At 66.5% G+C, this 15,570-nt stretch carries 13 protein-coding genes; 11 read left to right on the forward strand and 2 right to left on the reverse strand.

All coding sequences use genetic code 11. The features are described from left to right. The 9 genes from mfd to AX681_RS23325 form a co-directional block, all read left to right on the forward strand. Positions 1-2,285, forward strand: a 2,285-nt coding sequence (gene mfd, locus AX681_RS23365; RefSeq protein WP_082749514.1) for a transcription-repair coupling factor, incomplete at its 5' end; no start/stop codon positions are given. Positions 2,286-2,504: 219 nt separating this feature from the next. Beyond that, positions 2,505-4,121, forward strand: a complete 1,617-nt coding sequence (locus AX681_RS23360; protein ID WP_156456036.1) for a hypothetical protein — start codon at positions 2,505-2,507, stop codon at positions 4,119-4,121. A gap of 16 nt (positions 4,122-4,137) precedes the next feature. Next, positions 4,138-5,202 carry a hypothetical protein gene (locus AX681_RS23355; protein WP_156442592.1) on the forward strand — a complete coding sequence of 355 codons (1,065 nt, stop codon included), beginning with the start codon at positions 4,138-4,140 and terminating at the stop codon, positions 5,200-5,202. Between the two features lie 547 nt (positions 5,203-5,749). Continuing rightward, positions 5,750-6,910 (forward strand): aminotransferase, encoded by a 1,161-nt coding sequence (locus tag AX681_RS23350; RefSeq protein ID WP_066656805.1) that lies wholly within the window; start codon positions 5,750-5,752, stop codon positions 6,908-6,910. After that, positions 6,910-7,530: a methylthioribulose 1-phosphate dehydratase gene (locus AX681_RS23345; protein WP_066656807.1), complete on the forward strand. Its 621-nt coding sequence runs from the start codon at positions 6,910-6,912 to the stop codon at positions 7,528-7,530. Before AX681_RS23350 ends, AX681_RS23345 begins: the two co-directional genes overlap by 1 nt. Then, positions 7,527-8,081 (forward strand): 1,2-dihydroxy-3-keto-5-methylthiopentene dioxygenase, encoded by a 555-nt coding sequence (locus AX681_RS23340; RefSeq protein ID WP_066656809.1) that lies wholly within the window; start codon positions 7,527-7,529, stop codon positions 8,079-8,081. The genes AX681_RS23345 and AX681_RS23340 overlap by 4 nt, the downstream gene beginning before the upstream one ends. Beyond that, positions 8,078-8,770: an acireductone synthase gene (gene mtnC, locus AX681_RS23335; RefSeq protein WP_066656811.1), complete on the forward strand. Its 693-nt coding sequence runs from the start codon at positions 8,078-8,080 to the stop codon at positions 8,768-8,770. The genes AX681_RS23340 and mtnC overlap by 4 nt, the downstream gene beginning before the upstream one ends. Further along, positions 8,767-9,840: an S-methyl-5-thioribose-1-phosphate isomerase gene (mtnA, locus tag AX681_RS23330; protein WP_066656812.1), complete on the forward strand. Its 1,074-nt coding sequence runs from the start codon at positions 8,767-8,769 to the stop codon at positions 9,838-9,840. Before mtnC ends, mtnA begins: the two co-directional genes overlap by 4 nt. A gap of 223 nt (positions 9,841-10,063) precedes the next feature. Beyond that, on the forward strand, positions 10,064-11,512 hold the full coding sequence (locus AX681_RS23325) for a DEAD/DEAH box helicase (RefSeq protein WP_066656814.1): 1,449 nt from the start codon (positions 10,064-10,066) through the stop codon (positions 11,510-11,512). A gap of 39 nt (positions 11,513-11,551) precedes the next feature. Here AX681_RS23325 and AX681_RS23320 read toward each other — a convergent pair whose 3' ends face one another. Then, on the reverse strand, positions 11,552-12,190 hold the full coding sequence (locus AX681_RS23320) for a hypothetical protein (protein WP_066656816.1): 639 nt from the start codon (positions 12,188-12,190) through the stop codon (positions 11,552-11,554). Between the two features lie 40 nt (positions 12,191-12,230). Next, a complete protein-coding gene (locus AX681_RS23315) occupies positions 12,231-13,187 on the reverse strand; it encodes a hypothetical protein (protein WP_066656818.1) in 957 nt (318 codons plus the stop codon). Between the two features lie 218 nt (positions 13,188-13,405). Between AX681_RS23315 and AX681_RS23310 the strand changes: the two genes are divergently transcribed. After that, complete coding sequence (locus tag AX681_RS23310; RefSeq protein WP_066656820.1) at positions 13,406-13,960, forward strand: F0F1 ATP synthase subunit delta; 555 nt, start codon at positions 13,406-13,408, stop codon at positions 13,958-13,960. An 11-nt stretch (positions 13,961-13,971) separates the two neighbouring features. Continuing rightward, the gene (gene atpA / locus AX681_RS23305; RefSeq protein ID WP_066656822.1) at positions 13,972-15,501 is read left to right on the forward strand and encodes a F0F1 ATP synthase subunit alpha; all 1,530 of its coding nucleotides are present in this window, start codon (positions 13,972-13,974) and stop codon (positions 15,499-15,501) included. The last annotated feature ends 69 nt before the right edge of the window (positions 15,502-15,570 follow it).

A 15,570-nucleotide genomic window follows, 5' to 3' on the forward strand; every position in this document is an offset into this window, starting at 1 on the left:
CCCTCGGCGTCAGCACTCCCCTCCCGCTTGCGGGAGGGGCCGGGGGAGGGCCTGTCCGCACGCGAACCGCCGAGGATACAGCCCCTCCCCTAACCCCTCCCGCAAGCGGGAGGGGAACCGGTGCCGTCGCCCTCATCGTCCTCCCGCTCGACCACGGCTTCACCTCGCCCGACATCGCGCTGCTGACCGAACAGGACATGCTCGGCGACCGCCTGGTCCGCCGCAACAAGCGCAAGAAGTCGACCGACGCCTTCCTCGCCGAACTCGCCACCCTCTCCCCCGGCGACCTCGTCGTGCATATCGAGCATGGCATCGGCCGCTACGAAGGGCTCACGCAAATCCCGGTGCAACAGGCACCGCACGACTGCGTCGCCCTCTCCTATGCCGGCGGCGACAAGCTCTACGTTCCGGTCGAAAATCTCGAAGTCCTCTCCCGCTACGGCTCCTCCGAAGAAACCGCGACGCTAGACCGCCTCGGCGGCGAAGCCTGGCAGCGGCGCAAGGCCAAGATGAAGGAGCGCATCCGCGAAATCGCGGGTGAACTCATCGCCACCGCCGCCAAGCGCGCGCTGCGCCCCGCCGACGTGGCCGAGACCGATCCCGGCAGCTACCCCGTCTTCGTCGACCGCTTCCCCTTCCAGGAAACCGACGATCAGGACCGCGCCATCGGCGACGTGCTCGAGGATCTCGCCGCCGGCAAGCCGATGGACCGCCTCGTCGTCGGCGATGTCGGCTTCGGCAAGACCGAAGTGGCCCTGCGCGCCGCCTTCGTCGCGGCGATGGCGGGGATGCAGGTCGCGGTCGTCTGCCCCACCACGCTCCTCGCGCGCCAGCATTACACCAACTTCGTCCAGCGCTTCGAAGGCTTTCCGATCCAGGTCGGCCGCCTCTCCCGCCTCGTCCCTGCGGCCGAGGCCAAGGCGACGAAGGAAGGGCTCGAAGCCGGCACCATCGACATCGTCGTCGGCACCCACGCCGTCCTTGCCAAGGGCGTCGAGTTCAAGCGCCTCGGCCTCGTCATCGTGGACGAGGAACAGCGCTTCGGCGTCACGCACAAGGAGCGGCTGAAGGCGCTCAAGACCGACGTCCACATGCTCACCCTCACCGCCACGCCGATCCCGCGCACGCTGCAGATGGCGATGTCGGGCCTGCGCGAACTCTCCGTCATCCAGACCCCGCCGGTCGATCGCCTCGCGGTCCGCACCTATGTCATGCCGTGGGACCCCGTGGTCCTGCGCGAAGCCCTGCTGCGCGAACATTATCGCGGCGGGCAGAGCTTCTTCGTCACCCCGCGCATCGCCGACCTGCCCGATATCGAGAAGTTCCTGCGTGAGGACGTGCCCGAAGTCCGCTACGTCGTCGCCCACGGCCAGATGGCGGCGAGCGAGGTCGAGGAGCGCATGTCCGCCTTCTACGACAAGAAATATGAGGTGCTGGTCTCCACCACCATCATCGAATCCGGCCTCGACATCCCGTCCGCCAACACGATGATCGTCAACCGCGCCGACCGCTTTGGCCTCGCCCAGCTCTATCAGCTGCGCGGTCGCGTCGGGCGCGCCAAGACCCGCGCCTATGCCTATATGACCACCGCGCCCCAGCGGCTGATGACCGAGGGCGCGGAAAAGCGCCTCAAGGTCCTCTCCGACCTCGATTCACTGGGCGCGGGGTTTCAGCTCGCCAGCCACGATCTCGACATTCGCGGCGCGGGCAATCTGCTCGGCGACGAACAGTCCGGGCATATCAAGGAGGTCGGCTACGAACTCTACCAGTCGATGCTGGAGGAAGCGATCATGGACGCCAAGGCCGGCGGCATCCGCGACGACGCCCGCCCGCGCGACCTGTCGCCGCAGATCACCGTCGACGCCCCGATCCTCATCCCCGAAACCTTCGTCCCCGACCTCGACCTGCGCATGGGCCTCTACCGCCGCCTGAACGAGGTCGAGGACAAGCGTGGCATCGACGAATTCGCCGCCGAGATGATCGACCGCTTCGGCAAGCTGCCCGAGGAGACCGAAAACCTCCTCACCCTGATCGAGGCCAAGCTGAACGCCAAGCGCGCCTGCATCGCCAAGATCGACGTCGGCCCAAAGGGCGCGCTCGTCACCTTCCACGAAGACAAATTCCCCAGCGTCGAAGGCCTGATGGCCTATGTCGAACGCCTCGACGGCACCGCCAAGCTGCGCCCCGACATGAAACTGGTCGTGGCGCGAGCGTTCGCGACGCCAAAGGCCCGGCTGAACGCCGCGCTGCAGATTTCGCGGGGGTTGGCTAAGGCGGCGGGGTGAGGGGTCTCGCGCTGCGCAGCCGCATCTAACCTCGGTGTAACCGCATCGCGTGTCCCATATCAGGTCTGTCAGTTGACTTTCGCTCTTCATTGCGCGTGTAAATTGCCTTTGATTCGGGGAAGATAGAGCGCTTTTCGCAAGACGAGCTATTCGCGAAACGCGGTCGGTTAGACTTGGGGGCAGTCTGGAATGAAGCGGTGGATACCCGCGCTCGCGATCGTGGCGAGCGCCAATCTTGTGATGGCTTCCGATGATGCAAGCGCGCAGCGGCGCAAGGGTGGAAAGCGACCCGTTGCGGCAGCTGCCGTTCCCGCCGCCTCACAGATTTGGGGTCCGCTGACACCGCTCGCAGGAACTGCATGGCTCGATGAAAAATCCGGCGACGTCATCCAGTATCGCTGGAAGCTGCGCAATGAGATCCTCGCCATTGAAACCTATTCGCGGTCCGAAACGGAGCCGCAAATCGACGAAGTCCGGCTCGCACCCAATGGACTGTCGCTTACCCGGGTAACCGTGCAGCCGACCTCCGCAATGCAACGTCAATATGTGCTGGAAATGCCGCGCGCAGGCGTTCTGATCGAAGCCGAGGCAGTCGGCGCGACGATTACGCGGCGAACGCTCAGGCTAACTCCTGAACGGATCTTCGTCGATAGCGAGATCACCGTGAACGGCGCGACCCGGCCGGGCGCAAGCGTCGAATGGCGTAAGCTCAGCTCAGCCGAATTGCCTGAGCAACTCGGCCGAATTGCGGCAGCGCAGGCAGCCCAACGCGCCGAGCAGGCGGAGCTGGCCAAGGTCTGGGGGCCGTTTGTCCAATTGGCAGGCACCGACTGGAAGTGGCGATCGGGCAAATCGGATTACGTCTCGGAATATCGCTGGCGCGAACCCGGAAAATCGCTCGTCGTCACCCATAATGCGTCGCGAAAGGGGGAGAGCTATCAGGAGATCGTGACGCTCGACCCCGCAAGTGGAGCGTTGACGGGCACCGGAGCCGGAGGCGAATATCGCTATAGCCTTGAGGACGGCGCCATCGTTGCGACGGCGTCGAGCAACAAGATTCGCACCACCCGCAAGCTGATCGACGCGACCAGCTATCAACTCGTCACGCATAAGCGGAAGGGCGAAAGCTGGATACCGGACGAGAATATTCTCGTGCAAAGCGCGGTTGGCGGAGTTCCCACCGTCCCCATTCAGTTGATGGCGACGAGTGGTGCCATCGTATCGAGCGAAGCGCTGCAAGTGGCGGTGCCGATCGCGCCACCCGCGGCTCCCGACCGGGCCGAGCAGGTCGCTGTGCAGCAGGCTGCTCCTCCCGCGCCTCCTGAGCCCGCAAAGAAGAAAGGGGGCGGATTGCTCGCGACCCTCGGCCGGGTCGGAGAGGTCATGGTGGCGACGACGGGTGCCAACCTGCTCACGAACGCACTGACCAAGGAAACCGGCATTGCAATGGACCCGACCGGAGCCTCTCCGGGCGGGCAGTCAATCCTCGGCGCGATTCGCGGAAACCCTGCCAGCGCATCCGGCGGCGGCGCTCCTTCGGCACCCGCAGGCTCGGCAGCACCAGCTGGAAAGGGCTATGCTGCGCGCCCCAATATCCTGTCGGGGCATCCAGCCTGCCGGGGCTATACCGTCGACAACTACAAGCAATACTTCCAGCAGAATTCGAAGGGGCCGGATGTTCAGCTCCATTCGCTCTGTGCTGGAGCCTATAATTATTACTGGATGTATTTGAATGCGATCAGGCAGGGCTACAGCCAGGCTGATAGTGATCGGACTTATGCCGCGTTTACGGATTCCGCCAAGGTCGCGATAAACTTTTACGAAACCGCGCGCTGAGCGAACGGGAGACGCGATGCGCCGATTCGCCTTCATGCTGCTGGCTGCACTTGTGCTGCTATGGGCGGGCACACCGTCGACGCCTGCGCAAACGCCGCTCAGTGTCTATTATTGCACGCTGCACAATGTGAGTTCGGACATTCTCTACATGTCCCCGGTTCGGTCGGTCGGGCCCGTGGCCGAACGTGCCTCCTACGGCCCCGCTTATGCTGCCGAACTGGAAGCTGCCGGTTTGGTACCAGCGGGTTCCGCACCGAAGTGCACGATGCGCGCTACCGATGCCGAGATTGAGGAAGGGCGCGCCAACGCCCTGCGCCACTGCGGCACGTGCGGGCCCGCGACCCGCCTCGTGGTTGCTGGCCGGGGCAGCGGCGGGCCGACGGGCGCGCCACCTGCAACACGCCGCACACAAGGTTCCGGCGCTTCGCGCTTCGAAGCTCCAGAAGTGTCGATCAGACGCCAGTTTCAGCAGAACTCGCCCGGAACATGCCTCGTCGATCGCGGCGGCGGGGTTCGCTGCACGGGTGGCGTGCAGGACGGCAAGCCGCTGCCGGGCTTTTCTGTAGACCCTGCACCTCGACCACAAGCAATGATCGAGTCACCACCGGCCGGTCGGGCATATCTTTGCAAGAAGCGCGTGGCCGGACGGTGTGTCGATGCGCCCGTGACAACGCCGACGCCGATGCCCAGGCCATCCCCCCTGCCTGGTTCCGGCACGATCAGGCCGACGCCCAAACCGACACCCGCGCCGAGCCCGAAGCCAAAGCCCACCCCGGCGCCGAAACCGAAACCCACGCCCACGCCACTGCCGCAACTGCAGACCGTCTGCGCCACTTTGGACGTCTACGGCAATGCCCAGTCGGTAACGATCACGCTGCGATGGCCCGAGATTCAGGTCCACGTGTCGGGTCACACCCGGCTGTTCATGCGCAACCTGGGGACCGGTGCCGAATATAAGCTTGGCGCGACGCGCTATTCCATCCCGGCCGGGACCTATCGGCTTTGGGCAAACGGACCGGCAGTGGGAGGACCCTTCGGAAATGGCAACATCTCGGCCTGCGCGACCTACCGGGTGGCGTAGGGCGGCGGTTGAAGTCATGGCAGACGGGGCTCGCGCCTGAACGATCGAGGGCGTCCAGCCGGCCGGAGCGCCCTTCCCCGCTTGCAATGTTGGACCCGATATGTTCTCATTCCCCGGTCGCATTTCGACCGCTCTTTGACCCCGTCGATCGCCCCGCCGCCGGACCCGCGCTGTCCGTGGTCCGAAGCTGACACCCCGCCTGACACACGCGCATATTTGTCAGCTTCGTCAGCCCCGCCCCGGCACCATCCGCCCGCAACCCGGCGCAAGCTGACAGGATGCAGCGCGTTCCGCGTAACTTCGTCAGTTTCGCGTTAGCCCTCTCCGGCCCCACCCGTACCGTGCCGGACTGCACGACAGCGTAAAGCCAGTGCAAACTTCCGCGCCGCCGCCCGCCGATCCGGCCATGCGCCGCCGCGCGGCCCGGTTCGGCGCTGCGCCCGTTTTCCCCGCCATCCGCCGCGCAAAACTTGGTGCGGACCGGTCCGCGTCTGCGTATGACGGCGCAGCCCTACGGGATTCGGCTCGGCACGGATGCGCGCGACTTATGACGGTGATTGAGGGACTCGCGGCGCCCGCGACGACCATCTTCGAACGCATGTCACGCGCCGCCGCGGCGAGCGGCGCGATCAACCTTGGACAGGGCTTTCCCGACCTGCCCGAGCCGCCCGAGCTGATCGCCGCCGCGCAATCCGCGCTCAGCGGGCACAGCAACCAATATCCCCCGATGCGCGGCCTGCCCCGGCTGCGACAGGCGATCGCGGCCTTTTATGCCCGCGAACAGGGGCTTGAGCTTGCCGAGGACGCGGTGCTCGTCACCTCCGGCGCGACAGAGGCGCTGGCGGCCGCGATCCTGGCGCTGGTCCGCCCGGGGGATGAGGTCATTCTGGTCCAGCCGCTCTATGACGCCTATGTCCCGCTGGTGCAGCGTGCCGGGGGCGTTGCGCGGTTCGTCGATCTGACCCCGCCGGCCTGGACGCTGCCGCTCGACGCGCTGTTCGCGGCGACGAGTGCGCGGACGCGGATGTTGATCCTCAACACGCCCAACAATCCGGCGGGCAGCCGGATCGACCGGGCGACGCTGGAGGCCATCGCGACCTGGGCGCAGCGGCACGGCGTGATCCTGCTGTGCGATGAGGTGTGGGAGGCGATGCAGTTCGACGGCGCCGGCCATGTCTCGCCGCTCGCCATTCCCGGCCTGCGCGACCACACGGTCAAGATCGGGTCGGCGGGCAAGATTTTTTCGCTGACCGGGTGGAAGGTCGGCTGGGCCTGCGCCGCGCCGGAGCTGATCGCGCAGATCGGGGCCAGCCACCAGTTCCTGACCTTCACCACCCCGCCGATGCTGCAATGGGCGGTGGCGGAGGGGCTGGACCTTCCCGCCGCCTGGCACGCCGCGCACCGCGCGCGCTATCAGCCGGGCCGGGCCCGCCTGATCGCCGGGCTGCAGGATGCGGGCTATGCCGTGCTGCCCAGTGCCGCGACCTGGTTCGTGACGATCGATCTCGCCGCGTCGGGGATCGCGCTGGACGACCAGAGCTTCTGCGAGCGGTCGATCCCCGAGGCCGGCGTCGCGGCGATCCCGATCAGTTCCTTCTATGCCCGGGCGCCGCTGACGGGCTATGTCCGCCTCTGTTTCGCGAAGGGCGCTGACACGCTGGATGCCGCGGTCGAACGTCTGGGCGCGTTTCGAAAGAGCCTGTCGTGATGGATGATGCCGCCGCTGCCGCCGCGCTGATCGTCGAGACGGGTCGCCGCCTCGATGCCCGCGGCCTCGCCCCCGCCACCGCCGGCAACTATTCGATCCGGCTCGCCGATGGCAGCATCGCCGTAACCGTGTCCGGCGCGCACAAGGGACGGCTGACGCCCGACGGAGTGATGCGCGTCGATGCGACCGGCCGCCCGCTCGATGCCAAGCGCCCCTCCGCCGAGACCTTGCTCCACTGCCTGGTCTATGAATGCGACCCCGGCGCGGGGGCGGTGCTGCACACCCATTCGGTCTCCGGCACCGTGCTCAGCCGCGCGCTGGGCGACGCGATCGTCCTGAGCGGCTATGAATTGCTCAAGATCTTTCCCGGCACCGACACCCACGACACCAGCATCGCGATCCCGATCGTCGACAACAGCCAGGACATGACCGCCTTGGCGCAGCAGCTGCGGCCCGTGCTTGCGGCGCAACGCCCGATCGTCCCGGCCTTCTACATCCGCGGCCATGGGCTTTATGGCTGGGGCCCGACGATGGACGCTGCCGAAAATATGATCGAAGCCATCGAGTTCCTGCTCACCTGCGCGTGGGAGGAACTGAAGCGCGAAGGTGCCAAGCGATGACCAGCCTGACCCAGTATGACGACGCCGCGCCGTATGCCGTGCGCCAGCAGCTTTCCGATGATGCCGCCATCGCCGCAGCGCTGGCCCCGCACGGCATCCTGCTGGAGCGCTGGGTGCCAAAGGCGCCGCTGGCGGCTGCGTCTAGCGATGCCGATATTCTCGCAGCCTATGCCGATGACATCGACGCGCTGAAGGCCCGCGGCGGTTATCAGAGCTGCGACGTGCTGCGGCTCGACCCCGACCATCCCCAGCGCGCCGAACTGCGCGCCAGGTTTCTGGCCGAACATATCCACCATGACGATGAGGTGCGCTTTTTCGTCGAAGGCGCTGGCCTGTTTTACATCCATGCCGGCGGGCTGGTCCATGCGCTGGAATGCACGGCGGGCGATCTCATCGCGGTACCGGCCGGCACGCACCATTGGTTCGACACGGGGGAACGGCCGAGCTTTACCGTGATCCGGCTGTTCACCTTGCCCGACGGTTGGGTGGCGCAGTTCACCGGCGATCCGATCGCCGACGCCATCCCGCTCTATCAAGGCATCGCCGCGTGACGCCCAGCGCGATCGTCACCGATATCGAAGGAACCACGTCGAGCATCGCGTTCGTCCATGACGTGCTGTTTCCCTATAGCCGGGCGCGGCTGGCGGCCTATGTCGCGGCGCACGCGGCCAGGCCGGATATGGCGGCGATCCTCGACGCCGTGCGCGCCGAAGCCGGGGTGCCCGCGCTCGACACCGCTGGCTGCACGGCGCTGCTGCTCGAATGGCACGATGCCGATCGCAAGATCGCGCCGCTCAAGGCGCTGCAGGGGCTGATCTGGGCAAATGGCTATGCCACGGGCGCGCTTCAGGGCCATGTCTATCCAGACGCGGTTGCGGGGCTGAAGCGCTGGCATGCGCGCGGGATTAAGCTCTACGTCTATTCCTCCGGCTCGGTCGCCGCGCAGAAATTGATCTTCGGCCATACCGCCGATGGCGACCTCACGCCCCTGTTTTCCGGCTATTTCGACACCGCCATCGGCGGGAAGAAGGAGGCCGCTTCCTATGCCGCCGTCGCCGACGCCATCGGCGTTCCGCCGGGCGAAATCCTGTTCCTTTCCGATGTCGCTGCGGAACTGGATGCAGCGGCCTCGGCGGGGCTGATGGTGACGTTGCTGGCCCGCGATGCTGCGCCGCTGGCATCGCCCTATCCGGTGGCCGAGGGCTTCAACGCAATTTTGCCGGAAGGAGCGTTCGCATGAGGATCGACGGCGTCACCACCCGCTCGATCTGGGTCGAGCCGGATGGGTGGTCGGTCGGTATCTTCGATCAGCGTCTGCTGCCCTGGACGGTCGAGCGCATGGTACTGCGCAGCGTCGAGGATGCCGCCACCGCGATCGCCGACATGGCGACCCGTGGTGCACCGATGATCGGGGCGGTCGCGGCCTATGGCCTGGCCTTCGGGCTCAAGGCCGCCCCCTCCGACGCCGGTCTGGTCGCCAGCTTCGATCGGCTGCGCAACACCCGTCCGACTGCGGTCAACCTGCTCTGGGCGCTGGACCGCGTGCGCCGTGCCGTCTCCCCGCTGCCGCCCGCGCAGCGTGCCGCCGCTGCGCATGACGAAGCGGCGCGCATCTGCGACGAAGATGTGGCGATGAACCGCGCGATCGGCGAAGCCGGGCTCGGCATCATTCGCGACATCGCCGCGCGCAAGGGTGGGGCACCGGTCAACATCCTCACCCATTGCAATGCCGGCTGGCTGGCCACGGTCGACTGGGGCACGGCGACCGCGCCGCTTTACCGCGCGCATGACGAGGGCATCGCGCTGCACGTGTGGGTGGACGAAACGCGTCCGCGCAACCAGGGCGCGCTCACCGCCTTCGAACTCGCCGCACATGGCGTGCCGCACAGCTATATCGTCGACAATGCCGGGGGCTTGCTCATGCAACGCGGTGAGGTCGACATGGTCATCGTCGGCACCGACCGGGTGACCGCCAATGGCGATGTCTGCAACAAGATCGGCACCTATCTGAAGGCGCTGGCCGCACAGGCGCACGGCGTGCCCTTCTACGTGGCGCTGCCATCATCGACCTATGACCCGGCGACCCCGACCGGGGCCGGCGTCCCGATCGAGGAGCGCAATAGCGAAGAGGTCGCGTTTGTTGTCGGTGAGGGCGGCCAGAAGCTGCGGGTCACAAGCGCTCCCGTGCGCAACCCTGCCTTTGACATCACCCCGGCAGCGCTCGTCACCGGCTATGTGACCGAGGCGGGGGTCGCGGCGGATGCCGCCGCACTGGCGGCCATGCTCGACGCGCGCATCCTGCCGACCTGATCGACGCGTCACGACGCCCCTGACCTTGACTTATGTCAACGCTGCTGCCATATCGCGGCGCAGCGAGGCGTTATGCAGCGTGATCGGGTTCCGGTGACCATCCGGCCCCTGGCTCCGCCTCGGTTGATTGCTCGGCTTCCCAAATCACGCGGGTCGTCAATTTTTTGACCCGCCTGCGCGCGCGCATTCCGCATGCGCGCTGGCCGTTATGCAAAGAGACTCCATGACTGAATTCAAGACCCTCGGCCTGTCCGAGACCACGCTGGCTGCGCTGTCGGCAAAGGGGTACACCACCGCGACCCCGATCCAGGCGCAGTCGATCCCCGCGCTGCTCGAAGGGCGCGACCTGCTCGGCATCGCACAGACCGGCACCGGCAAGACCGCCGCGTTCATGCTCCCCTCGATCGAGCGGCTCGTCGCGTCGAACAAGCGCGCGCAGCCGCGTGGGTGCCGCATGCTCGTCCTCGCCCCGACCCGCGAACTGGCCAGCCAGATCGCGCAGAGCGCCCGCGACTATAGCAAGGGCACCAAGCTCAGCGTCGCGACCGTGTTCGGCGGCACGTCGATCCACAAGAACAAGACCGACCTGGCCCGCGGTGTCGACATCGTCGTCGCGACCCCCGGCCGCCTCGTCGACCTGATCGAGCAATGCTACGCCATCCTGCTCGGCATCGAGATCCTGGTGCTGGACGAGGCCGACCAGATGATGGACCTGGGTTTCATCCACGCATTGAAGCGCATCGTCCGTGAGCTGCCCAGCAAGCGCCAGACCCTGTTCTTCTCGGCCACCATGCCCAAGTCGATCCGCGACCTCGCGACCCAGTTCATCAAGGATCCGGTCGAGGTTAAGGTGACCCCCGTCGCCACCACTGCCGAGCGGGTCGAGCAGTTCGTGACTCACGTCAACCAGAGCGAGAAACAGTCGCTGCTGACGATCGCGCTGCGCGACGCGAGCATCGACCGCGCTTTGGTCTTCACCCGCACCAAGCATGGCGCCGACCGCGTCGTGAAGCTGCTGGCGGCGAGCGGAATCGCGGCGAACGCGATCCACGGCAACAAGAGCCAGCCGCAGCGTGAGCGTGCGCTGGGCGAGTTCAAGTCGGGCAAGGTCAAGATCCTGGTCGCGACCGACATCGCCGCGCGCGGCATCGACGTGTCTGGAGTGAGCCATGTGTTCAACTTCGAACTGCCCAATGTGCCCGACCAATATGTCCACCGCATCGGCCGCACCGCGCGTGCCGGCGCGACCGGCATCGCCATCAGCTACTGCGCCGATGACGAGCGGCCGTATCTGCGCGACATCGAAAAGCTGATCCGTCAGAAGGTGACGATCCAGCCGCTGCCCGAGGACTTCCTCGCCGAATCCGCCCGGATCAAGTCGAGCCGCGGCCCGATCCCGATGAGCCGCGACGAGATCAACGGCCGCAACGGCCGCACGATGCAGGACCGCAACGCGCATCACCGCGCCGCCCAGCGCGACCGCGGCCCGCGCGGCAATCCGGCGGGTGAGCGCCGCGAAACACTCGGCACCGCCCCACGCGGTGGCGAAGGCGCAGCGGCCGGCGACAAGCCGCGCTTCTACGGCCCGCGCAAGAAGAAGTTCACCCCGCGTCCCGCTGGCGCCACCGGCGGCCAGCGCAGCGGCGGCGGCCAGGGCCAGCGTCGCGGCTAACCGATCCCCGCTCCTCCCGGCCCGGCCGGGGGGAGCGGATCAGTTGGCGGAGACCGGCTTGATCGCCTTTGCGAACGCCAGCACCGACGGCATCAGTGCGCGGATATCGGCATCGGTCGTGCCGGGCGCATATCGATAGATCGTCACGACCTTGCCCGACACGACGGTCATGCACCCGCTCATCGCCAGCGTATATTTGATTCCCCGCTCCGGTGCGACCATGTCGAGGACCGCGCCGAGATACAGGCAGTGGGCGTCCTGGCCATAGCCGAGCACCTCGCCCTTGACCTGAACCGGGCTGCCCATGGTGCGCGACAGGTTGGTGCTCGCCTCTTCCACATCCTTAGCCGAGGAGGCCGCTTTCAGCGCCGGCCCTACGGCTCGCTGAAATTCGGCGGTATTGGTGCGGACGGCCAGCAGTTCGTTCGGCGTCTTGAGGATGAAATAGTCCTTCCACGCCTTGTCCGCGTCGCACGATAACGCGGTCAGATGCGTGACGTTGCGATTGTCCGCACTCGCCAGCATTTGCGCGACAGCAGCAGCCTTGCCTTCCGTCGCAGAACAATAGCCCGCCGGCAGCGCGGCGGTGAACTCGACCAATCCCACGCGAAAGCGGCTCTGGGCGACGGCGGGGGTGACGATAGCGGCGACCAGGCCGGCCATAAGAAGCGATTTCATGGGGCGATGCTAACGCACTTCCATGCGAAATCGAGCGCCCTTACCGCCGCGTCGGCCTACGCCCGCGCTCCCGTGCCAGTTCATCCGCACGCCCGGCGATCAGCCGCGCGACCCGGTCGGCACCGATTGTCGCCTCGTTCCCGCCACGCCCGATCAGCGGCGCAGCGCGGCGATACAGCGCCAGCGCCTTGTCGAATTCGCCTGCCGATTCGGCGCACAGGCCAAGGTCGAAGGTGATCGACGGATGGTTCGGCGCCTGCGTGTCCATCGCCGCCCAGGCTGCGCAGGCGGCGGGCAGGTCACGCTGCGTCTGCTTGACGATATCCTTGAACGGACGCTCGAGCGGCTTGGGCAGGCCGCGCGTGCTTTCGCGAAAGCGGATCGAATAGAGTTCGACCGACGGAACGATGTCGCTGCGGACGGATTCGGCGATGTCGATGATCATCCCGCGAATCGCCTCTTCGGTCGTGCGCGCCGGGTCCTGGCCGCGGCACCAGCTGGTTTCATCGCGGCGCGGACGCGACACGCCATAGACGACGCGCGCCCGCGCATCGGTGATGCGCAGATCGGCATTCACATTGATGATGCGCCGGGTGCAATCCTTTTCGACTTCTTCCTCGCGCAGGCATTTGCCGTCGCGTTTGCCGCCCTCGCGCTCGACACACTCCTTCTCCTTGCGCTTGAACCGCGTTTCCTGAACGCCGGTGACGACATTGCCGTTGAGCAGGCCGTCGGCATCGCCGCCGGGTCCGCCAATCAGCTCGAAATGAGTCCGCCCCTCGATATCCGGCCGCCCCAATGCGCGTTCGATGGCCAGCGCGAGCTGCATCCCGTCCTCGCCCCCGATCCGCCCGACCCGCAGCGAATCGAGCATCGCGGCGTCGCGATAGGGCGCTGCGAAGCGTCCGGTCATGCGCACGCTTTCGGCATAAGCGGCGGTCGCAAACAGGCTGGCGGCGGCAACGGCGAGTCCGGCGCGGATCGGCAACGGAAGCATGGCATTTCCCCCTGAGCAATCTCAGTACGCCGTTGTTTCGCACCCGGCGCGATCTGCGGCAAGCCCGCTGAGCACCCGCCGCCGTCATCGCACGGTCACACAGGTTGCATCCGGGCCACCCCTTTGCTAGGCGCGCGCCAACCCATCGGGGGTGCCGCACCGGCACACCCCCGAATCCCCATGGGGCCATTCTAGAGTCCAAGAGGAAACACGCGTCCGTGGATAATTCCGGCGGTATCCAAGCCAGCTTAAGCGGTCGTTATGCGACTGCGCTGTTCGATCTGGCGCGCGAGAGCGGTTCGATCGCGACGGTCGAATCGAGCCTCGCCACGGTCCGCCAAGCGCTGACCGAATCGGCCGACTTTGCGGCGCTGACCAAGAGCCCGCTGCTCGGTCGCGACGAAGCGGCGCGCGGCGTCGCTGCGGCGGCGGGCGCGATGAAGCTCGATCCGCTCACCATCCGCTTCGTTGGCGTGCTGGCCCAGAATCGCCGCCTGTCGGCGCTGCCCGGCATGATCCGCGACTTCCGCACGCTGGCCGCGCGCCATCGCGGCGAAGTGACCGCCGAAGTCGTGTCGGCGCACCCGCTCGACGCGGCGCAGGTCGCTGAACTGAAGACGCAGCTGCGCACCCGCGTCGGCCGCGACGTCACTGTCGACCTGTCGGTCGATCCCTCGCTCCTTGGCGGGCTGGTCGTGAAGATCGGCTCCCAGATGATCGACAGCTCGATCAAGACCCGTCTCAATTCCCTCGCGCATGCGATGAAAGGCTGAAAGCTAGAACCATGGATATCCGCGCCGCAGAAATCTCCAAGGTCATCAAGGACCAGATCGCCAATTTCGGCACCGAGGCAGAGGTCAGCGAGACCGGCCAGGTACTGAGCGTGGGTGACGGCATCGCGCGCGTCCACGGCCTCGACAATGTCCAGGCGGGCGAAATGGTCGAATTCGCCAATGGCGTTCAGGGCATGGCGCTGAACCTCGAAGCGGATAACGTCGGTATCGTGATCTTCGGCTCGGACTCGGAGATCAAGGAAGGCGACACCGTCAAGCGCACCGGCACCATCGTCGACGTGCCCGTCGGCAAGGGCCTGCTCGGCCGCGTCGTGGACGGCCTTGGCAACCCGATCGACGGCAAGGGCCCGATCGTCTCCGACCAGCGTTCGCGCGTCGAAGTGAAGGCGCCGGGCATCATCCCGCGCAAGTCGGTGCATGAGCCGGTGCAGACCGGCCTCAAGGCGATCGACGCGCTCGTCCCCGTCGGCCGCGGCCAGCGCGAGCTGATCATCGGCGACCGTCAGACCGGCAAGTCGGCCGTCGCGATCGACACCTTCATCAACCAGAAGACCGTCAACGCCGGCACCGACGAGAGCAAGAAGCTCTATTGCGTGTATGTCGCCGTCGGCCAGAAGCGCTCGACCGTCGCACAGCTCGTCCGCACGCTCGAAGAAAATGGCGCGATGGAGTACTCGATCGTGGTCGCCGCGACCGCATCGGACCCCGCTCCGCTGCAGTTCCTCGCGCCCTACACCGGCTGCGCGATGGGCGAATATTTCCGCGACAACGGCATGCACGCCGTGATCGTCTATGACGATCTGTCGAAGCAGGCCGTCGCCTATCGTCAGATGTCGCTGCTGCTGCGCCGCCCGCCGGGCCGCGAAGCCTATCCGGGCGACGTCTTCTACCTCCACAGCCGCCTGCTGGAGCGCGCCGCGAAGCTCAACGAAGCCAATGGCTCGGGCTCGCTGACCGCGCTGCCGATCATCGAGACGCAGGCGGGCGACGTGTCGGCCTATATCCCGACCAACGTGATCTCGATCACCGACGGCCAGATCTTCCTTGAAACCGACCTGTTCTTCGCGGGCATCCGCCCGGCGATCAACGTCGGTCTGTCGGTGTCGCGCGTGGGTTCGTCGGCACAGACCAAGGCGATGAAGAAGGTGTCGGGCTCGATCAAGCTCGAGCTCGCCCAGTATCGCGAAATGGCCGCGTTCGCGCAGTTCGGTTCGGATCTCGACGCCTCGACGCAAAAGCTGCTCAACCGCGGTGCGCGCCTGACCGAGCTGCTGAAGCAGCCGCAGTTCTCGCCGCTGCCATTCGAAGAGCAGACCGTGTCGATCTTCGCCGGCACCAACGGCTATCTCGACAGCGTCGCGGTGACCGACGTCGTCCGCTACGAGGCCGCGATGCTCGCCGAAATGCGCAGCAAGCACGCCGACATCCTCGCCGCGATCCGCGACAGCAAGGATCTGAGCGACGACACCAAGGCGAAGCTAAAGGATGCGCTCGCCGCGTTCGGCAAGACGTTCGCGTAAAGCAAAATAGCCCTCTCTCCGCTCGCGGGGAGAGGGTTGGGAGAGGGGCATGAAAGCTCCACTCCCGAC

Source organism: Sphingomonas sp. CCH9-E2 (assembly GCF_001557215.1).
In the GTDB taxonomy this organism is placed as follows: Bacteria; Pseudomonadota; Alphaproteobacteria; order Sphingomonadales; family Sphingomonadaceae; genus Sphingomonas.